23 protein-coding genes, 1 tRNA gene and 1 pseudogene are annotated in these 20049 nt (G+C 41.1%); 12 read left to right on the plus strand and 13 right to left on the minus strand.

Annotation, left to right across the window (positions count from 1 at the left end):
- Nucleotides 1-17 precede the first annotated feature (17 nt).
- The 5 genes and pseudogenes from QZ114_RS04460 to QZ114_RS04480 all read right to left on the minus strand — a co-directional run bounded on the left by QZ114_RS04460 (nucleotide 18) and on the right by QZ114_RS04480 (nucleotide 4215).
- Nucleotides 18-854: pseudogene (locus QZ114_RS04460) on the minus strand (alpha/beta hydrolase).
- Nucleotides 855-867: 13 nt separating this feature from the next.
- Nucleotides 868-1872 carry an NADP-dependent oxidoreductase gene (locus tag QZ114_RS04465; protein WP_295500043.1) on the minus strand — a complete coding sequence of 335 codons (1005 nt, stop codon included), beginning with the start codon at nucleotides 1870-1872 and terminating at the stop codon, nucleotides 868-870.
- Nucleotides 1873-1957: 85 nt separating this feature from the next.
- Complete coding sequence (locus QZ114_RS04470) at nucleotides 1958-2389, minus strand: Rrf2 family transcriptional regulator (protein WP_295500044.1); 432 nt, start codon at nucleotides 2387-2389, stop codon at nucleotides 1958-1960.
- 218 nt (nucleotides 2390-2607) lie between these two features.
- Nucleotides 2608-2680, minus strand: a tRNA-Lys gene (locus tag QZ114_RS04475).
- A 263-nt stretch (nucleotides 2681-2943) separates the two neighbouring features.
- Nucleotides 2944-4215: a replication-associated recombination protein A gene (locus QZ114_RS04480; RefSeq protein WP_295500045.1), complete on the minus strand. Its 1272-nt coding sequence runs from the start codon at nucleotides 4213-4215 to the stop codon at nucleotides 2944-2946.
- A 115-nt stretch (nucleotides 4216-4330) separates the two neighbouring features.
- Between QZ114_RS04480 and QZ114_RS04485 the strand changes: the two genes are divergently transcribed.
- The 10 genes from QZ114_RS04485 (at nucleotide 4331) to QZ114_RS04530 (ending at nucleotide 13186) form a co-directional block, all read left to right on the plus strand.
- Nucleotides 4331-4801: a DUF3013 family protein gene (locus QZ114_RS04485; RefSeq protein ID WP_173225591.1), complete on the plus strand. Its 471-nt coding sequence runs from the start codon at nucleotides 4331-4333 to the stop codon at nucleotides 4799-4801.
- Nucleotides 4802-4819: 18 nt separating this feature from the next.
- A complete protein-coding gene (locus QZ114_RS04490) occupies nucleotides 4820-5587 on the plus strand; it encodes a hypothetical protein (protein WP_295500048.1) in 768 nt (255 codons plus the stop codon).
- 16 nt (nucleotides 5588-5603) lie between these two features.
- Nucleotides 5604-5990 (plus strand): hypothetical protein, encoded by a 387-nt coding sequence (locus QZ114_RS04495; RefSeq protein WP_295500050.1) that lies wholly within the window; start codon nucleotides 5604-5606, stop codon nucleotides 5988-5990.
- Between the two features lie 246 nt (nucleotides 5991-6236).
- Nucleotides 6237-7304 (plus strand): site-2 protease family protein, encoded by a 1068-nt coding sequence (locus tag QZ114_RS04500; RefSeq protein WP_295500052.1) that lies wholly within the window; start codon nucleotides 6237-6239, stop codon nucleotides 7302-7304.
- 1 nt (nucleotide 7305) lies between these two features.
- Nucleotides 7306-7734, plus strand: a complete 429-nt coding sequence (locus tag QZ114_RS04505; protein ID WP_295500054.1) for an NUDIX hydrolase — start codon at nucleotides 7306-7308, stop codon at nucleotides 7732-7734.
- Between the two features lie 137 nt (nucleotides 7735-7871).
- On the plus strand, nucleotides 7872-8822 hold the full coding sequence (prmA, locus tag QZ114_RS04510; RefSeq protein WP_295500057.1) for a 50S ribosomal protein L11 methyltransferase: 951 nt from the start codon (nucleotides 7872-7874) through the stop codon (nucleotides 8820-8822).
- A 1-nt stretch (nucleotide 8823) separates the two neighbouring features.
- Nucleotides 8824-9567 carry a 16S rRNA (uracil(1498)-N(3))-methyltransferase gene (locus QZ114_RS04515; RefSeq protein ID WP_295500059.1) on the plus strand — a complete coding sequence of 248 codons (744 nt, stop codon included), beginning with the start codon at nucleotides 8824-8826 and terminating at the stop codon, nucleotides 9565-9567.
- 10 nt (nucleotides 9568-9577) lie between these two features.
- Nucleotides 9578-11374, plus strand: a complete 1797-nt coding sequence (gene pepF, locus QZ114_RS04520; RefSeq protein WP_295500061.1) for an oligoendopeptidase F — start codon at nucleotides 9578-9580, stop codon at nucleotides 11372-11374.
- 246 nt (nucleotides 11375-11620) lie between these two features.
- Nucleotides 11621-12412: a DUF2785 domain-containing protein gene (locus QZ114_RS04525; RefSeq protein WP_295500064.1), complete on the plus strand. Its 792-nt coding sequence runs from the start codon at nucleotides 11621-11623 to the stop codon at nucleotides 12410-12412.
- A 105-nt stretch (nucleotides 12413-12517) separates the two neighbouring features.
- Entirely contained in the window at nucleotides 12518-13186 is a 669-nt protein-coding gene (locus QZ114_RS04530; protein WP_295500066.1) for an MIP/aquaporin family protein, read from the plus strand.
- A gap of 299 nt (nucleotides 13187-13485) precedes the next feature.
- On the opposite strand, the gene queF is transcribed toward QZ114_RS04530, so the two are convergent.
- The 7 genes from queF to QZ114_RS04565 form a co-directional block, all read right to left on the minus strand.
- On the minus strand, nucleotides 13486-13977 hold the full coding sequence (queF, locus tag QZ114_RS04535) for a preQ(1) synthase (RefSeq protein WP_295500068.1): 492 nt from the start codon (nucleotides 13975-13977) through the stop codon (nucleotides 13486-13488).
- Between the two features lie 18 nt (nucleotides 13978-13995).
- A complete protein-coding gene (gene queE, locus QZ114_RS04540) occupies nucleotides 13996-14712 on the minus strand; it encodes a 7-carboxy-7-deazaguanine synthase QueE (protein WP_295500070.1) in 717 nt (238 codons plus the stop codon).
- Nucleotides 14705-15148, minus strand: coding sequence for a 6-carboxytetrahydropterin synthase QueD (gene queD / locus QZ114_RS04545; RefSeq protein ID WP_295500072.1), 444 nt, complete (start codon nucleotides 15146-15148; stop codon nucleotides 14705-14707). The genes queE and queD overlap by 8 nt, the downstream gene beginning before the upstream one ends.
- Nucleotides 15148-15801, minus strand: coding sequence for a 7-cyano-7-deazaguanine synthase QueC (gene queC / locus QZ114_RS04550; RefSeq protein ID WP_020901662.1), 654 nt, complete (start codon nucleotides 15799-15801; stop codon nucleotides 15148-15150). The genes queD and queC overlap by 1 nt, the downstream gene beginning before the upstream one ends.
- Before the next feature lie 201 nt (nucleotides 15802-16002).
- A complete protein-coding gene (trxA, locus tag QZ114_RS04555) occupies nucleotides 16003-16317 on the minus strand; it encodes a thioredoxin (RefSeq protein WP_001029581.1) in 315 nt (104 codons plus the stop codon).
- 15 nt (nucleotides 16318-16332) lie between these two features.
- Nucleotides 16333-16554: a DUF4649 family protein gene (locus QZ114_RS04560; protein WP_000570256.1), complete on the minus strand. Its 222-nt coding sequence runs from the start codon at nucleotides 16552-16554 to the stop codon at nucleotides 16333-16335.
- A gap of 99 nt (nucleotides 16555-16653) precedes the next feature.
- On the minus strand, nucleotides 16654-17034 hold the full coding sequence (locus QZ114_RS04565; RefSeq protein WP_295500075.1) for a MarR family transcriptional regulator: 381 nt from the start codon (nucleotides 17032-17034) through the stop codon (nucleotides 16654-16656).
- Nucleotides 17035-17308: 274 nt separating this feature from the next.
- Here QZ114_RS04565 and QZ114_RS04570 point away from each other — a divergent pair, with 274 nt between their 5' ends.
- Nucleotides 17309-17683 (plus strand): CidA/LrgA family protein, encoded by a 375-nt coding sequence (locus QZ114_RS04570; protein ID WP_295500077.1) that lies wholly within the window; start codon nucleotides 17309-17311, stop codon nucleotides 17681-17683.
- Nucleotides 17680-18375: an LrgB family protein gene (locus QZ114_RS04575; RefSeq protein WP_001288952.1), complete on the plus strand. Its 696-nt coding sequence runs from the start codon at nucleotides 17680-17682 to the stop codon at nucleotides 18373-18375. Before QZ114_RS04570 ends, QZ114_RS04575 begins: the two co-directional genes overlap by 4 nt.
- Before the next feature lie 51 nt (nucleotides 18376-18426).
- Here QZ114_RS04575 and QZ114_RS04580 read toward each other — a convergent pair whose 3' ends face one another.
- Complete coding sequence (locus QZ114_RS04580) at nucleotides 18427-19974, minus strand: ABC transporter ATP-binding protein (protein WP_295500080.1); 1548 nt, start codon at nucleotides 19972-19974, stop codon at nucleotides 18427-18429.
- Nucleotides 19975-20049 lie beyond the last annotated feature (75 nt).

Genomic DNA, 20049 nt, shown 5'->3' on the forward strand with positions numbered 1-20049 from the left:
GAATCGTTTTGATCATCTTAGTCCTCCAAGAAAGCTATTAGTTCTGTTGAAAATTCCTCTGCATATTGGAAAATCGAACCGTGACCAGCATTTGGATAGATAATCAGCTTACTATCTTTTATTTTCTCATGCATATCATAAGAATTTTCTGTTGGAACCTGCATATCCTTATCCCCGTTGACGATTAAGGTTGGTTGAGTGATAAATGTTAGGTCGTCTTGCGAATCTTTCCCCCAACGTTTAATAGCTTTGAGTTGAGTTAGGAATCCTGATAGGTTCATATCTTTATCCGCAAATTTCTTTGTTCTCATCCTCATTCGTCCTAGGACTTTCAAAGCTTCAATTTTTCCTTGTTCATCATGATTATAGAAGATATAGCGTTTAGGATCGATGCGCTCGAGTCCCGCTTTAAACACATAGTTAAAGGTTTTCCCTGTGACCTTATCGACCTCTTTTCCGCCTCGAGGTCCTGTTCCAGCCAAGATTAAACGATTGACTAGAGCAGGCTTGATTCGGATGATTTCTTGGGCAATCATACCTCCCATAGAGAGGCCAAGAAGATTGATTTTATCGTAACCAAGCGCTTTTACAAAGTCAATTGTCTGCTTAGCCATTCAAGGAATAGTCGAAGCAACTTTGCCCTGACTGGCTCCTGCTCCAGGAAGATTGACTACAATGACATGGTGCTTTTCAGCAATAAGGTCTAAGAGTTTAGGATCCCAGTTATCGAGAGTTGCTGCCAAATGGACCAGCATCAGAAGAGGTAGTTTTGATTTGCCTTTACTAAGTTCGCGATAGGCAATTTGATTTCCTTGGACAGTGATGTATTGATTTTTAGTTGTAAGATATGACATTGTGTTTTCCTGTTTATTTCTTAAAGCTGAGGACAGTTTTTCCACGAGAGCGACCATTAGCTACCTTGTCTAAGGCGCTATTCACTTCTTCAAATGGATAAACTGTATCGATAGAGGGTTTGATTTCTAATTTACTAAAGAGGTCAGCTACCTCTTGTAATTGAGCACCATTGCTTTCTACAAAGATAAAATGGTAGTGGGCGTCATATTTTTCCGCCATTTTATCAAATTTGCGACCCGCTAAGCCAAGAATCATCTGTTTCCATTTTGGTAGATTCATACGTTTGGCAAAGGCACCGTTTGGCATGGCACGAAGGGAAACAAGCTGTCCACCTTTTTTCATGATAGACATTTGTTTTTCAGTTTCAGCTCCACCGAGAGTATCGAGGACATAATCAACCTGGCTAACAGTTTTTGTATAATCCTCTGTTTTGTAATCGATAAATCTATCTGCTCCGAGGTTCAATACACGCTCAGCACTATCTTCAGCTCCATTGGTGATGACTTTCAATCCTTTGGCCTTGGCAATCGGAATGGCCATGCCACCGACACCTCCAGTACCACCAGAAATAAAGATCGTTTTCCCAGCTTGAGCGCCCATGAGGTCAAGAGCCTGCATGATAGTCAAGGCAGTAAGCGGCACAGCAGCAGCTTCCTCGTCTGATAGATAGTCTGGAACCTTGGCTAAGGCTTGGGTATCGACAGCTAGGTATTCTGCAAAGGAGCCGATATGATTAAGTGGCAGACGGCCAAAGACACGATCTCCTACCTGAAAGTTATTAACTTTCTTTCCAATTCTTTCAACGATTCCAACCACTTCGTTACCTGCAGTTTGAGGAAGTTTGTAAGGAACAATCATCTTGACCTCACCACGAGAGATCATGTTATCGAGAGGGTTAACGCCAGCTGCGGATACTTTCACCAAGACTTGTTTGTCTGTAATACTTGGTTTAGCGATTTCTGTGATGTTCAGTGTGATATTGTTTTTGTTATAAGTAGTATGTTGTGCGACTTTCATGTGTAATCTCTTTTCTTTTTATTTAATATACCTGTATCTAATACAAGTACACTATGTTTCCAGTAAAAACTGACTTGCTAGCAAATCAGTTTCGGACTTGTTTGGCTTGTTTATATAGATTGTCAATGACATCTTCTAAGGTTTGGTTTGCTAATTCCTTCTCTAATTGAGATTCGGTACTAGCGAAAAGCGGTGAGACTGCTCCTTGGATATGTTTTCCAACGGGACAATCGAGATTGCTATTTTGATGAACAGGGAATAAACTAATGTGATTGATTTCTTGAGTAGCATAGTAGATCTCTAGTAAAGTCATTTTCTTTGGAGACTTACTGAGTTGATAGCCTGTTTTTCCTTGCTGGGAATGAATCAAATCTGCATTTTTCAATAAGGCAATCACCTTTCGAATGTAGCTAGCGTTAGTACCAACACTAATAGCTAATGCTTGAGAACTTAAGGTTTCCTTGCTCTCACTGATCATTGTTAGGATATGCAAAGCAACTGAGAATTTTGTATCCATCTGAACTCCTCTTTTGATAAACTTGTATCAGGTACAAGAACAAGTATATCAAAAATAAAAAGAAAAGCAAGACTTTTGTTTAAAATTTTAAGTGCAATCATATTAGAGCTGTCTGGAAGGGGTGTTTACAAAATTATATCTTTAATATCCATTGGTTGACCAAAAGTAGAACAGATACACAAAAAAGCCTTGTACTAAGGCTTTTCCTGTTGTATTTATACCCCCTACAGGGCTCGAACCTGTGACCCATAGATTAAGAGTCTACTGCTCTACCAACTGAGCTAAGGAGGCAAATAAAAAGCTGTATTGGTGCCGAAACTTCACGGTTTGTATTGAACCCGCGCAATTAAGCAGGTGGGCAACTCGCTCTAACTGAAGCTGTTTCCGTGTGAGACGGCCTACATGCTGTTAGAAGACTTTTGTTTCCCTAAAAATACAAAAAATAGTCGGTCAACACTTAAGTGTGAAGTCGTACACCACAGCGTTTCTATGTTTATATGATACCACTTTTTTAAAAAAAATCAAGAGGAAAATTTAACTTTTTGAAAAGGATTTCAATTTTCACGCAAACGATCAATCGTTTCTTTTCTTTGTGCCAAGGCGCGTTCATATTTACCTGTATCTTCTGCTATAAAATAGTGATGATTGCGGATTTTTTCTGGTAGGTAATCTTGTTTGACCCAATGTCCAGGATAGTGGTGTGGATAGAGATAGTCTTGGGCATTCCCCAGTTCCTTGCTTCCACTGTAGTGCCCATCACGCAGGTGTCGCGGAATAGGCAAGTGCCCCGATGTTTTGAGGTCAGCAAGTGCCTTATCCATAGCTACATAGGCTGAGTTGGATTTTGGAGAAAGGGCCAAATCAATCACGACATTGGCAATGAGAATGCGGGCTTCTGGAAAACCAATCTTTTGAGCAGCATCCAGAGCAGTCACGGTGTGAATCTGGGCTTCAGGATTGGCTAAGCCGATATCTTCATAGGCGATAACAGTCAAGCGACGAGCGAGACTTGGCAAATCACCAGCCTCAATCAAGCGGGCAGCATAGTGAAGACTGGCATCCACATCGGAGCCACGGATGGATTTTTGCAGGGCTGAGAGAACATCATAGTGTCCATCTCCGTCCTTATCCATGGTAATGTAGCTCCGTTGCAGGCTATTTTCCATGATGTCTAGAGTGATATGGCGGATGCCCTTGTCATTTTTGGGAGTAGAGAGAACAGCCAAATCCAGTGAGTTAAAGGCAGAGCGCAGGTCTCCGTTTGTAGAAGTTGCGATGAAATCCAGCGCATCCTCATCTAGTTCTACTGGAAAATCAAAACCACGCTCAGGATTATTTAGAGCTATCTGAAGAGCCTCTTTGACGTTTTGGTTAGACAGAGGTTCCAACTCAAAAATTTGAACACGGCTACGAATGGCAGGAGTGACAGAAAAGAAAGGATTTTCAGTCGTAGCCCCAATCATGATGACCAGACCACTTTCCAAGAGAGGTAAGAGAAAGTCTTGTTTGGTCTTATCAAGACGATGAATCTCGTCTAGCAGTAGCACCAAGCCACCAGAAAATTTAGCCTCTTCGGCGATTTCTTGCAGTCGCTTTTTACTATCAACTGTCGCATTGAAGGTACGAAAGGCATACTTGGTCGTCCCTGCGATGGCAGAGGCAATACTGGTCTTGCCGATTCCCGGAGGACCATAGAGAATCATGGAGGACAGGCGGTTGGCTTCCACCATGCGGCGGATAATTTTTCCAGGCCTGACCAGATGCTCCTGACCGATGACCTGGTCGATGGTTTTAGGGCGCATGCGAAGCGCGAGATTGTCTGGCATAGCAGTCCTTTCTAACGTGGATTTTCTGATGTATATGTGGTAAGATGGTAGTATCTATTTTAGCATATTTCCGAGCAATCGGGGCGATTAAAGAGTCGCATAGAAAGAGGACAAAATGGCAACATATGGATTTTTAGATGTTTTAGAGGAAGAGTTGGAGAAGAACTTTCCCTTTGACTTTGAGATTAGTTGGGACAAGCGTAACCACGCGGTTGAAGTGAGTTTTCTATTGGAAGCGCAAAATGCTGCAGGTGTAGAGATGGTGGATGAAGACGGAGAGGTTTCATCAGATGACATTCTCTTTGAAGAAGCAGTGCTTTTTTACAATCCTGCCAAGTCAACCGTCAATGAGGAAGACTATTTGACGGTTATTCCTTACCTGCCTAAAAAAGGTTTTTCTCGTGAATTTTTAGCTTATTTTACGCTATTCCTTAAAGATACTGCTGAGGTTGGGCTAGATGCGCTTATGGACTTTTTGGAAGATCCAGAAGCAGAAGAATTCGTCATGGAATGGAACCAAGAAGTCTTTGAAGAAGGAAAAGTTGGCTTGGAAGAGGGAGAATTTTACCCTTATCCTAGGTATTAGAAACTAGCGAGGGAGTATATGAAGAAAATATATTACCAAAAAGATAAGACAAAGGTTGTTGTCATAGGTACCAAAAAGATAGCTACGCATTCTATATTTGCAAAAGACTATGTGGATGCACAACAAAAATTACAAAAGAAGCATGTACAATTATCAAAGAGGATGGAAAGGCGTTTAAGTGAAATTTTTTCATCAAAAGAAACTCAATTTTCATTACTCATTCAATTAAATGACTTAATTGGGCAAACATACGTAAATTTAGTAAATTTCTTAAAGAAAATTAGGGTAAAAGTACTTGGAATATTTGCGATTACGGGGCTGATAAATTATTCGACTTTAAGTTGGATGGGGACCAATATTTCTTATCTATCTCATATAAAAATTAATCATGCATCTAAAATTGATAATTTTATGAATTTACCATTGATGCTTACAATTTTTTGTATTCTATTTCTTTTGTTTCTTATTCCAAAGAAAAAATACAATGTTATATTAATGTTTGTTGTGCTGGCTATAGATTTATTGTTCTTTTGGATAGACAAAGATTCATTTGTTAATTTTGACAGTAGTGGCTTTTATTTTCTGAAGATAGATAAGAGCGTGCTAGGAAATTCTTGTTTTTTAGTCCTTCTATTGGTCACGGTTTTTGTAGTATCACTTATAGTGTATGATACTTTTGAGGCGATTTATAAATGGTTAATTGGAACAAATAAAAGTATTGAAGCTCCGAAACTATCACTTATATGGGCAATTATTGCTTTTCTCTTAGGATTACTTTTAAAATAGAAATGATGGTGAATTTATGAACAACTTTGAAGATTATGTTGAAAATCCAATGAAATTAGGATTGATATCTATTGTTGAGATTTTCATGTCTTGTGTGATATACACATTTAAGCATAGCCAAGAACTTACTCGTATAAAACAACAAAAATTAGGAGCACTTCGTGAAGCGTTTGAAATTGTGCAAGTAAATGGGTATTATTTTTATTTAATTTTAGGATTATTATGGGCGCTATCCCTTATAGTTCTTATTTTTTGGGGGATTAAAGAACGAAAATATATAGCATCTTTGATTTATATTGTTTTCTTAATTATTTTTTGGGTTATATTTTGGGATCCAATTGTCACCGCTTTTTTAACTATTTTAATTGCTGGAGGTTTAATCGTTTTGTCTATGGATTCATAAATAATCGATTAAATCTTTCTATTATAACATGCTAAGTATGCGTTTTATAGATGTGTTAAAAATTATTTTTATAGTTAGTCATGATTGATTAGATGTTTTAATGAACTAAAGAATATTTTGGTAATGTTATGTCATTTATTTTTGCTAAGAATTACTTTGAGAATGAAGAAAGTCCTTAAGGAAGAATTCTTGGAAGAGGGAGAGTTTTATCCTTATCCGAGATACTAGGAGTTTGGAGAAGGTAGTATGAAAAAATTTGGGACGTATTTGGTTTATGTGCTAGCTTTTGTCTTTATTATGCTAGCTTTTGCTTGTGGCACTATCGCATTTGCAGAGTTGGGGTATTCCGCAGTTTTAGCCTTTACTTTTGGTTATACCTTCGCTCTTCTAAGCATGTATGTAATCTTTATTCTTCATGAGTTGGGTCATGCTTTTTGTGGCTACTTGACAGGCTATCGGCTGGTGGCTTTTGGATTAGGACATTTTCTTTTGACAAAAAAGTCAGGCAGGTTTCATCTTAGTCGAACAGCCATTCTGAAAAATGTTGGTGCTCAGTACATCGGATTGAAAGAAGATGAAAGCGATCAAAGAATCATCTTGATGCTTTCAGGAGGTTTGCTGGTTCATCTTAGCTTGATATTATTGGCGATATTGTTTGGATTTTTGACAAGAAGCTGGTATTTTGCTGGTACTTTGATTTTTCTTAATTTGTCTTTCTTCCTAAACAACGCTTTGCCAGTCGACATTACCGATGGAGCGAAAATCTGGGAATTGTTACAACACCCTGAAAATACCAAATACGCTTACTTGGTGTTGAGGCATTCTGCTCAAACTTTGCTGGCTCCTCAAGAATATGATTTGAAAGACTTTACCATGCCTGTTCCTGAGGATGCAAGTGGGAGCCTTGCAGAAAGTGTTCAGACTCTTGAGGGAGTGGTTCTCATATTGGATGGTCAGTTAGAGGCAGCTAAAAAGCTATTTCAATCTTTACTAGAGAGAACAGAACACTCGCTATCTGAAACTTCTTGCCAGCTATGCCTTCTTCAAATCGCCTTGCTAGAAGATGATAATGAGAAAGCAGAGAAATATGCAAGTATTCGAGGGGTCAAATCCTTTTTATCTATAAAAACAGCAGATATGCAGGTCATTCAAGCTTGGTATCAATTTAAGGTAAAGAAAGATGTAGTTCAAACTCACAAGGCTATGAAGATTGCTAGACAGAAAATGAATAGCAGCCGGATGTTACGGGATGAGAAAATCTATTATCAAAACTGGTTAGCCGAGCTGGAAAAGGAATTAACCGAAGGAGTCTAACATGGAAATAGAGATTTCTGATTTTACAGGTTGTAAGATTGCTTTATTTTGTGGGGATAAGCTCTTGACCATCTTACGCGATGATAAGGCAAGCATTCCCTGGCCCAATATGTGGGAACTGCCTGGTGGGGGACGCGAGGGGGATGAAAGTCCTTTTGAGTGCGCGGCGCGTGAAGTTTATGAAGAACTGGGAATTCATTTGACTGAGGATTGTCTGCATTGGAGTAAGGTTTATCCAAGCATGCTTTTTGAAGGTCGGCAGTCTGTCTTTATGGCTGGTCAGTTAAGTCAAGAACAATTTGACAATATCATCTTTGGAGACGAGGGACAGGGCTATCAGCTCATGAATGTTGAGGAATTTCTTAGTTCCAGTCAAGTTGTCCCTCAGTTACAGGATAGAGTGAGAGATTATTTAAAAGTAAGTGATTAGAAAGGATGGTTCGGTTACATTTCTAAACTGAACCCGCCCTAAACACTGTGCCAAAAAGATAAACTTCTCTTAGACACAAGCGTCTTCAGAGAATTTCCTATTTTGGCTTTGTGTTTTACGGGCTTGGTATCTTAAATATGGAAACATGGCAAGAGTTAAAAGTTACAGTCAAGCGTGAGGGAGAGGAGTTGGTTTCCAATCTCTTGATTGAGCTAGGAGCGCAAGGTGTTGCGATCGAAGATAGTATGGACTATGTGGGAAACGTTGACCGCTTCGGCGAGATTTTCCCAGAGGTCGAGCAGCAAGAAGAAATCGTTGTGACAGCCTACTACCCTGACACGGTAGAAGTGGAAGTGGTTGAGGCAGACTTGCAGGCTCGCTTAGCAGAATTGACGGATTTTATGGATTTGGGAGAGGTCAAAATGGGGACGACTGCCTTGGCTGAGGAAGACTGGGCAGACAACTGGAAGAAATACTATGAGCCAGCTCGTATCACTCATGATTTGACCATCGTGCCGTCGTGGACAGACTATGAGGCGACTGCGGGAGAAAAGATTATCAAGCTGGATCCAGGTATGGCTTTTGGTACGGGGACCCATCCAACCACTAAGATGAGCCTCTTTGCCTTGGAGCAGGTCCTTCGTGGTGGCGAAACGGTGCTGGATGTGGGTACTGGATCAGGTGTCCTCTCTATTGCCAGCTCGCTACTTGGTGCTAAGGAAATTTTCGCCTATGACCTAGATGATGTGGCAGTTCGTGTCGCTCAGGAAAATATTGAGCTCAACCCTGGCATGGAAAACATCCACGTAGCAGCAGGAGATTTGCTTAAGGGGGTTGAGATTGAGGCAGATGTGATTGTAGCTAATATCTTGGCGGATATCCTGATTCATCTGACAGATGATGCTTATCGCTTGGTTAAGGACGAAGGCTACCTGATCATGAGTGGGATTATCAAGGATAAGTGGGATATGGTGCGTGAGTCGGCTGAGTCAGCTGGATTTTTCCTTGAAACCCATATGGTTCAAGGGGAATGGAATGCCTGTGTCTTTAAGAAAACCAAGGATATTTCCGGTGTGATTGGAGGCTAGCATGCAGCAGTATTTTGTCAAGGGGAGTGCAGTCTCTCCTGTCACCATAGAGGACAAGGAAACCAGCAAGCACATGTTTCAGGTAATGCGCTTGAAAGAAAATGATGAGGTTACTTTGGTCTTTGATGATGGCATTAAACGTTTGGCGCGCGTGCTGGATGTTGAAAATCGTCAGTTTGAGTTGGTTGAAGAGTTAGCTGACAATGTGGAACTACCAGTCCAAGTGATCATCGCATCCGGCTTTCCCAAGGGGGACAAGCTGGAGTTTATCACTCAAAAAGTAACCGAACTGGGTGCCAGCCAGATTTGGGCCTTCCCTGCCGATTGGTCCGTTGCTAAGTGGGACGGCAAGAAATTGGGTAAAAAGGTTGAAAAATTAGAAAAAATCGCCCTTGGAGCAGCAGAGCAAAGCAAGCGTAATATCGTTCCAAGTATTCAGCTTTTCGAGAAAAAATCAGACTTTCTAGCTCAGCTTGACCAGTTTGACTCGATCGTAGTGGCTTATGAAGAGTCGGCCAAAGAAGGAGAATCCGCTGCACTTTTACAAGCAGTTAGTGGTCTTGAAAAAGGAGCAAAATTACTCTTTGTCTTTGGTCCAGAAGGTGGTCTGTCACCTGCAGAAATTGAGAGTTTTGAAGCTAAGGGAGCAGTATTGGCAGGACTTGGCCCTCGCATTTTGCGAGCAGAAACAGCACCACTTTACGCCTTATCAGCCCTTAGTGTTTTATTAGAATTAGAGAAATAAGAGGAAGAAAATGGAACAAAAACACCGTTCAGAATTTCCAGAGAAGGAACTTTGGGATTTAACAGCCCTATACCAAGACCGTGAGGATTTCTTACGTGCGATCGAGAAGGCTCGCGAAGACATCAACCAGTTTAGCCGTGATTACAAGGGCAATCTTCATACTTTTGAGGATTTTGAAAAGGCCTTTGCGGAATTGGAACAAATCTATATTCAGATGAGCCATATTGGTAACTATGGTTTTATGCCGCAGACGACAGACTATAGTAATGAAGAATTTGCTAATATTGCTCAAGCTGGGATGGAATTTGAAACAGATGCCAGCGTAGCATTGACCTTTTTTGACGATGCCTTGGTGGAAGCTGATGAGGAAGTCTTGGACCGTTTGGGTAAATTGCCACATTTAACAGCTGCCATTCGTCAGGCCAAAATCAAAAAAGCCCACTATCTAGGGGCTGATGTGGAGAAGGCCTTGACCAATCTCGGTGAAGTTTTCTACAGTCCGCAGGATATTTACACTAAGATGCGAGCTGGGGATTTTGAAATGGCCGACTTTGAAGTCAATGGCAAGATCTACAAAAACAGCTTTGTGACTTATGAGAATTTCTACCAAAACCATGAGGATGCTGAGGTTCGTGAAAAATCTTTCCGTTCCTTCTCAGAGGGACTTCGTAAGCACCAAAATACGGCTGCAGCAGCCTATTTAGCCCAAGTCAAGTCTGAAAAACTATTGGCTGATATGAAGGGCTACGACTCAGTCTTTGATTATCTTCTGGCTGAACAAGAAGTGGATCGTGCCATGTTTGACCGCCAGATTGACCTTATCATGAAGGATTTTGCGCCAGTCGCTCAGAGATACCTCAAGCATGTTGCTAAGGTAAATGGTCTTGAAAAGATGACCTTTGCAGACTGGAAATTGGACTTGGATAGTGCCCTGAATCCTGAAGTGACTATTGACGATGCCTATGATTTGGTCATGAAGTCGGTAGAACCTTTGGGACAAGAATATTGTCAGGAAGTTGATCGCTATCAAGAAGAGCGCTGGGTGGACTTTGCTGCCAACAGTGGCAAGGATTCTGGCGGTTATGCGGCGGATCCATATCGCGTGCATCCATATGTCCTCATGAGCTGGACAGGCCGTTTGAGTGATGTCTATACCTTGATTCATGAAATCGGGCATTCTGGTCAATTTATCTTTTCAGATAATCATCAAAGTTACTTCAATGCCCATATGTCAACCTACTATGTTGAAGCACCGTCAACCTTCAATGAATTGCTCCTCAGTGACTACTTGGAGCACCAGTCTGACGACCCACGTCAAAAACGCTTTGCCCTTGCCCACCGCTTGACAGACACCTACTTCCATAACTTTATCACTCACCTCTTGGAAGCAGCCTTCCAGCGTAAGGTGTATACATTGATTGAAGAAGGAGAAACCTTCGGAGCAAGCAAGCTCAACAGCATTATGAAGGAAGTTTTGACGGATTTCTGGGGAGATGCCATTGAAATCGACGATGATGCAGCTTTGACTTGGATGCGCCAAGCTCACTACTACATGGGCTTGTATAGTTACACTTACTCAGCAGGACTAGTCATCTCGACTGCGGGTTACCTTCATTTGAAACATTCAGAAACTGGAGCTGAAGATTGGCTCAGTCTCCTTAAATCAGGTGGTAGTAAGACACCGCTTGAGTCAGCCATGATTATCGGAGCCGATATTTCAACAGACAAACCACTTCGTGATACCATCCAGTTCTTGTCAGACACAGTTGACCAGATTATCGCCTACAGTGCCCAGTTGGGAGAGTAGGGGAATAGAGAGGTTGTTCTAGAATGATGTTTATGAGCTTGTTAAGCGTCATTCTATTTGTTTTAGCTGTAGCTATTTTCAAAAATGTCGTTGAGGGTTGTGATGTTACATTTTAACTTGCTCTAGAGTTGATATTGATAGTTATTTACTTCATTTTATATCAGATTGTATTTGATTGAAAATTCAATATTGAGTTGTTTAAGGATGGCTTTTTGAACAGTTGCTAGAAATGTAGAGGTATTGCCCATGTATCAAGAGTTACTTAGAAAAATAACAGAAGAAAAACCAAGTTATCATCAGGAAGAAATCCAGTGGTTGCTTGACCATTTGGGAGATCCTTCTTCAGAAATTCGTGATGATCTTGTTTTTACAAGCTTTGCTAGAGGGATTCAGGAAGAACTATTTACACAGGAACAATTTCATTTCATTGCTGAGGAAATTTTATCTGATGGAGGATTAGATAAAAAGATTGATAAGGTAGGCTTGTCAACACTTGAACGTTCTTTTAGGGCGCTTATTTATGCAAATCTCTTGTCTGCGGATGCCAACCAGCAATCGGTTTTTTATCAGGGATTAAAAGCAGAAATTCGCAATATCCTTTTAAATCAAGGTTTGTCCTATCTTTCAAAAGAAAAGGACACGACAGGTTTTTCAAGTCAGTATGGTTGGGTTCACGCTTTTGCGCATGGAGCTGATCTACTGACAGAGGTAGTTTGTCATCCAGACTTTCCTATAAACAAAATTCATGAAGTATTTGACATACTTGGCCAACTGTTTAAAAGAATTGCGATTCGTTTTACAGATGATGAAGATTGGCGTTTAGCGAGAGTAATCTATGAACCGATTTTACAAGGAAAGTTGGAGCAAGAGCAAGTAGCTTCTTGGATAAAAACTGTTGACTTTCCGATAGAAGAAAGGGAAGATTTTTATAAATTTTCCAACTTTAGATCCTGTCTGTTGGAAGTCTATGTCCAACTTGACCAGAGAAATTGTTTACAAGATGACTTGAAAGAAGCTATTCAGTCTTTTCAATACTAAGAAAAAGCGAGTCAGATTTTCAAGAAACTTTCCAATCAATTTTCTTGGCCCCCTTTCCTTCTTTTGATAGACTAATATCTAGTTTTTGAAAAAAGGAGAAAGAAAATGAAAAAATTTGTTGCTGAGTTAATCAGTACTTTCATGCTTGTGTTCGTCGGCACAGGAGCTGTTGTTTTTGGAAACGGTCTTGATGGTCTTGCTCACCTTGGAATTGCTTTTGACTTTGGTTTGGGAATCGTAGTCGCAGCCTACTCAATCGTAACTGTTTCAGGTGCTCGCTTGAATCCAGATGTTTCAATCGCTATGTTTATAGACAAACGTTTGTCATCTTCAGAGCTTGTAAACTACATCCTTGGACAAGTAGTTGGAGCTTTCCTTGCGTCAGCTGCGGTATTCTTCCTCTTGTCTAACTCAGGCATGTCAACTGCTAGTCTTGGTGAAAATGCTTTGGCAAGCGGTGTTACTGTATTCGGTGGTTTCTTGTTTGAAGTTATCGCAACCTTCTTGTTTGTTTTGGTTATCATGACTGTTACTTCAGAAAGTAAAGGAAATGGCGCGATTGCTGGTTTGGTAATCGGTTTGTCCTTGATGGCGATGATTCTTGTCGGATTGAACATTACTGGACTTTCAGTAAACCCAGCTCGTAGCTTGGCACCAGCTGTCTTGGTAGGTGGCGCAGCCCTTCAACAAGTATGGATTTTCATCCTTGCCCCAATTGTTGGTGGAGTTCTTGCAGCCCTTGTTGCTAAAAACTTCCTTGGAACAGAAGAATAATTGAAACTTAAAAAGCCTTGCTCCTCATTTTGAGGAACAGGGCTTTTTCGTATGATACTCTTCGAAAATCTCTTCAAGCCACGTCAGCTTCACCTTGCTGTATGTATGGTTACTGACTTCATCAGTTTCATCTACAACCTCAAAGCAGTGCTTTGAGCTGACTTCGTCAGTTTCATCTACAACCTCAAAATCATGTTTTGAGCTGACTTCGTTAGTCTTATCTACAACCTCAAAGCAGTGCTTTGAGTAGCCTGCGGCTAGCTTCCTAGTTTACTCTTTGATTTTCATTGAGTATGAGTTTAGCGGTTGTCAATTTTCTCTGGATAAAGGTCGTGTTGGAAGAGGCGTTGTTCTGCCAAGTCTTCATACTTAGTTCTTGGCTTACCGTAGTTGTAGTAGGGATCAATTGAGATGCCACCGCGCGGTGTGAATTTTCCCCAAACCTCCAAATAGCGAGGGTCTAGCAAGTTGACCAAGTCTTTCCCGATGGTGTTGATACAGTTTTCGTGGAAATCTCCGTGGTTTCGGTAGCTAAAGAGGTAGAGTTTGAGGGATTTTGACTCGACACAGAGCTTGTCAGGAATGTAGGAAATATAAATCGTCGCAAAGTCTGGCTGAGCAGTGATTGGACACAGTGAGGTAAATTCAGGACAGTTGAATTTGATGAAATAGTCATTTTCCACATGACGGTTGTCAAAGGATTCGAGGACTTCTGGTTGATACTCGAAAATGTAGTTGGTTTCTTTGTTGCCGAGGAGGCTAAGGTTTTTCATTTCTTCTTGTTGTGACATGATTTTTTCTTTCTAATTTTAAACACCACGTTGATTATCGTAGAGGAGGGTATGCAGTTGAGGAAGGACGCGGACATTGCCCCAGTTATCGTCGGCAGCGATGCGTTCCCAGAGTTCTTTGAGACGGTCCAGTTGGTCTTGGACAATATTACCCGTAGCCTTAGGCTCAGGATTTCCTGCTGATAAGAAGAGAACATCTGGTTGGTAGCGTTCTTGTATGCCTCTGGCAAAGGCTAAATCTGCATCATCAAAGACAGGGATTTTAAAGGTGACCTTGTCTGGATCTAGTTGGGAAACGATAAAGTCCAAAGTTTCAAAGTTGACTTCCATTTTTGATGAAGGTGGTTTGGGACTCAGGGTGACTTGGTCGATGTCTTTTAACCAATTTTGCCAGCGAGAGCCTTGGGTCTCAACAGCCAGAGTGACACCACGTTCCTTGAGTTTAGTGACCAATTGAGCCATGTTGGCTGCTAGGATAGCAGGATTTCCCCCAGATAGGGTGACGTAGTCATAGCTTCCTAGTTTATCTAACTCAGCGATTACTTCATCAGCTGTCATGCGAGTTGGCTTTTCAGAGCCATCCCAAGTAAAGGCAGAATCGCACCAGTCGCAGTGGTAGTCGCAACCAGCAGTGCGGACAAACATGGTTTTCTGCCCGATTGCACGGCCTTCGCCTTGAAAGGTTGGGCCAAAAATTTCCAAAACTGGTAGTTTGAGGACACGTTCCCTAGTCATCTAACCACTCCCGTCTAAATTCCGCAAAGGCAGTCGGAGTCTCATAGAGGCGAACGTATTCCAAACGGAGACCACGTTCGTCTGGCAACTCTTGGTTCATGGTTTGGAAAATCCAGTAAACCATATTTTCAGCAGTCGTGTTCATATAGGGAAGGGTTTCGTTTAGATAGCGATGATCCAAGTGGGGCTCTAAGTAGTTCTTGTAGATTGCTTTGATATCTCCGAAATCGTAGGTCATACCCCGTTCATCTAAAAATCCACTGACAGCAATCTGCAGATGATAGGTGTGACCATGAAGGGATTTACATTTTCCCTCATAGTGAAAGAGGTGGTGGGCAGCATCAAAGGTAAATTCTTTTGATACCAAGGTTCTGTGAGGATCGTAGATAAGAGACTCCCCAGTTTCCTGTTTGATTTCTTTGGGTGCAAAAAACATTAGTCCTCTCCTTTCTGTGAGAGATAAACATCTAGACCATGCTGACGTAGATGGCAGGCTGGGCAATCTCCACAGCCACTTCCGATAATCCCGTTGTAGCAGGTTAAGGTCTTTTCACGAACATAGTCAAAGGCACCGAGTTGGTCGGCTAATTCCCAAGTTTCAGCCTTGTCTAGCCACATGAGAGGTGTTTGGATAACAAAGTCGTAATCCATAGCAAGGTTGAGGGTAACATTAAGGGATTTGACAAAGACATCTCGACAATCAGGGTAACCTGAGAAGTCTGTCTCGCAGACACCTGTCACGATATCTTTAATACCTCGTTGCTTAGCAAGGACTGCCGCAAAGGATAGAAAGAGGTGGTTGCGACCATCAACAAAGGTATTGGGAACCTCTCCCTCTTTTTGCTCAATCTCTAGATCAGAAGTCAAGGCATTTTCAGTGATTTGCCCCAGCAGAGACATATCTAGGATATGATGACGAATCCCCTGTTCCTCAGCGATTTCTCTAGCGACTTGAATTTCGAGATGATGGCGTTGACCGTAGGCAAAGGTAACGGCTTCGACCGTTTCATAGTGTTCTTTAGCCCAAAAGAGGCAGGTTGTAGAATCTTGACCGCCACTAAAGACGACCAAGGCAGATTGACGTTTCATAGTACTCCTTCTAAAATGGGAAATGTTCAGAGCACGCAAAAAGCTCCCTTGAGGGAGCTAAAAAATACCAAGTCAAGGTTTTTTTTAGCGATGGCATGTCCCAAACATCGTAATATTCTATCTACAGTCTAGCATATTTTTTGAAAAATGGCAAAGGGCAAGAAAAAAGAGACCAAAGCAAGTACTTGGTCTCTCGTTTGATTAGCTCAATTCAGCAACGATGGCCTTGATTTGTTCTGCTGTGTGAACACCAGCAACTTGTTTCACAACTTGGCCGTCTTTTTTGAAGAGAAGAGTTGGGATAGACATGATTCCAAAGGCACGAGCTGTGTTTGGATTTTCATCAACGTCCATTTTAACGATTTTCAAGACATCTTCTGAAAGTTCTTCAGACAATTTATCCAAGATTGGACCTTGCATACGACATGGACCACACCAAGTTGCCCAGAAGTCTACCAAGACCAAACCGTCTTTTGTTTCTTGTTCGAATGTTGCATCTGTAATTGCTTTTGCCATTGTATTTCTCCTTTTTTAGTTATATTGGCTTAAATCTTGTTTCATGAGATAGAAGAAGACATCTCCGTAAGTCCCATGATAGTCCAAATCATGACCGTTGTAAGTTAATTTTTGGACAGGGTAGTAGTCTGCGACTCCGATAAGGCAAGCTTGTTGTGAACGATCAAAATCTTCATAAGACTCGAAAGTCACAGTTCTTTCGTTCTTGCTGGCATCTAGATAGGTAATTTCAATCATTTTAAAAACTCCTTTGTTTAATGATGACTTTATTTTACTCCTTGTAAAAGAGAATGTCAAGAAAAATGATTGCGCACGCAACTTTTTTCTAAAATCATCTTAAATTAAGAAATCCAAACCAGTTTCCAAGCTTTCTTCGATAGCCTTTTGTAGAGAGGCTAGAGTTTTTTGCCCATCACTTGTCAGGCAGATAAAGCTAGAGCGTCTATCTTGATGGCAACACATGCGACTAAGCAGACCGCAATTTTTAGCTTCCAAGCGAGCCACCATCCGAGAAACAGCGCTTGGGCTTAGATGAAGCTTATCTGGCAGGTCAATCTGGCGTAGAGATTTTTCTTCAGCCAAGTCCAGATAGTAGAGCAGGTAGAACTCTTTCAAGGTCAGACTTTGGTCACTCTGCTGGGCAATGGTCTCTTCCAAGAGACCTTCAATTTCTTTCTGCCGACGATTGAAGTCAAACCATTTTTCCAAATAGGTCATAGTATCTCCTTTCATTAAAATTGTAAACATTAAATAGATCTTGGAACAATCCTTATTTCATAAATTGATTGCGCATGCAATAATTATACTACTTTTCAAGAAAGCTGACAAGAAAGACACTGAATCTTTTATCCTAAATTACGCTGTTTTCACTAGTCTTTAATTGTCTGTATTCCCTTTTCTCCCTATTTTTATTAACTTTTGTGAATTTCCTTGAAATTTTCTGAAAAAAGAGTAAACTGGTATGCAAGAAGTCTATTTCGTGGAGTTTAGGATGAAATTATATGTGCAATTAATGATTCTCTTTGTGATTTCTCTAATCGGAGAGGGAATTTCCAGTTTCTTTCATCTGCCCATCCCAGGCAGTATTATCGGCTTGATGATTCTCTTTCTAGCCCTGCAATTCAAGTTGCTGAGAACCAGGCATGTCAACATGGTGGGGAATTTCTTGCTGGCCAATATGACCATTCTCTTTTTGCCCCCAGCAGTGGGAATCATGGAAAAGTTTGATGTGATTGCTCCCTATCTTTTGCCCATTGTTTTGATTGTCTTTTTTGCAGCAGTCATCAATATTATCCTCATAGCCTTGGTGGTTCAGTTCATCAAGAGACGGTTTGAGGGAGATTATGAGAAAGGAGATGCCAAATGAGTGAATTTGTTTCCAATCCCCTGTTTGGGCTTGCCCTGTCTATCCTAGCCTATCTAGTGGGAATGCTGATTTACAGACGCTTTCCCCATCCATTGACAACGCCCTTGCTTTTGTCAGCTGTTTTTATTATCATCTTTCTAAAAGTGACGGGTATTTCTTACCAAGATTACTACCAAGGTGGGGTTTATTTGAACAACTTGATTGTCCCATCGACTGTTGCTCTAGGGATTCCGCTTTATAAGAGTTTTCACCTGATGAAGCACCATGCACGTAGTATTCTCTTTGGTAGTCTGTTAGCGGTAGTGGTCAATACATCTTTCACAGCCCTTGTGGCTAAAATCTTTGGCATGGACTTTTTCTTAGCCATTTCTCTCTTTCCTAAGTCAGTGACAACCGCCATGGCAGTGGGAATCACAGAAAAATTGCAAGGTCTGACCACTGTGACCTTGGTGGTTGTAGTGGCAACTGGGATTTTAACCAGTGTCATCGGACCAACACTTTTGAAGTGGTTGAAAATAGATGATCCAGTAGCTGTTGGTCTTTCCCTTGGAGGAACAGGTCATGCTGTCGGAACGGGAACAGCCTTTCGATATGGCTCTGTAGCAGGAGCCATGGGTGGTTTGGCTATCGGTGTCACCGGTATTCTCTATGTCTTTGTCAGCCCTATTGTAGCCAGTTTGATACTGAGTTAAAAAGCAAGGAATTCGGGTTCCTTGCTTTTTAAAATCGTATGATATAGAATACTACTTTTCTCTGCTTAAGTGAATGACTTGGTCATAGTGTTTTAAGTCTTCTTCCGTGTAGTGGTGAATGACTTCAATGACTGTTTGAGGTAGGGAGAAGAGCAAGTCACTAATCTTTTTGCTATTTTTCAAGTCAAGATTGGCCTTAATCTCATCTGCTAGGATGAGTTGGCTATCATGGTAGAGGGCGCGAGCGATTTCAAGTCGTTGTTTCTCGCCACCAGATAGACTGTCATTGCTGAGTGTTCGATTTTTCAAATGATCTAATCCCGTTTTTTTGAGGATGTAAGTTAGACGTTCCTCCTTTTTATCCAGTCCCAGAAGAATATTGTCGTCCAGAGAGAGCGTGTCAAAGTAATGGCTATCTTGGAGGATATAGGAACTAAGACTTGTGATTTCTTGACGTGACAGGTTTTGACCAGCAAAGCTAATCTGTCCACTTGTCGGTGTCTCTTCTCCATGAATGATATTGAGCAGGGTTGTTTTACCAGAGCCACTTTCCCCGATAATGGCGATTTTTTCTCCTTGCTTGATGTGTATGGAAATCGGAGATAAGAGGCTATTCCCATCTTTTTCTAGGGAGATGCTGTTAAGCTGGATAGGGAAAATGTTTTCTATGCTTCTAGGCGAGATGGGATCAGACTGGTTCAAAAGTTTTTGGTATTTATTGAGAAGAGTTCGATTCGCTTTTCGGGTGTTGGTAAAGTAAGCCAACTCTTGGAATTGATAGCCGATATTATGGGAAACTAGATAGATGGCCACAAAACTCGCCGCATCTAAATAATTATAGTAGGTCATAAAGCCACCGATGACGATTGGTGTGACAGAACAAAAGGCATCGATGCTATTGATCAAGAGACTGTTTAAAGTTCGTTGCTTTTCATAGTTAATTTCGGTATCTAGACTGGTTTGTAATTGCTTTTGGTAGTGAGCAAAAAAGAAGCCTTGCCCCTGATAATGGCGAATTTGTTGGCTACCGCCAATAAAATTTGTCAAGCTTGATAAGTAGCTCTGGTTAACAGTTGACCGCTTTTCAGAAAGTGAATCCAAACGCTTTGCCCCGATAGCACTGCAGAGGACAGGAAAGGAGTAAAAGAGAATGAAAATCAAGCCCAGGTAAAAATTGGTCCATAAGGCATAGAGAATGGACACAGTTGTGAAGCCAAGAGAAGAAATGATGATAACCGTTGGCTCAATATAGCTTTCTTCTAGTTGCTTGACGTCGTTTTCTAGGTCAGACAAAATATCCTTTTCAGCAATCTCATAACTGTTTAAAAATCGCTTGAAAATAGCACTCTTGATTCCATATTTGAAATCCGTAATCAAACGGGCATAGTAATAGCGTTTCCCAGCCAAGCCTAGTAAGAGGATGAGGTTTCCAAGGATTCCCAAAATCAAAACTTTCCAAAGAAGGCCTAGTTCTTGATTGGTAAAACTAGCAATAATATTTTGAACAAGGGCTGGCGTGATAATTGCTTCCAGCCAAGTAATGGCAATAGAAAAGAAGTAAAGTACGAGGTGCTTCTTGGTAACAAATCTTCTCAGCATAAAGAGTTGACCTCCTTATCGACATACATGTAATCAGTTTTAAAGTCATTATACTCCTTTTTATTAAATACTTCA

This window comes from uncultured Streptococcus sp. (assembly GCF_901875575.1).
Lineage (GTDB): Bacteria > Bacillota > Bacilli > Lactobacillales > Streptococcaceae > Streptococcus.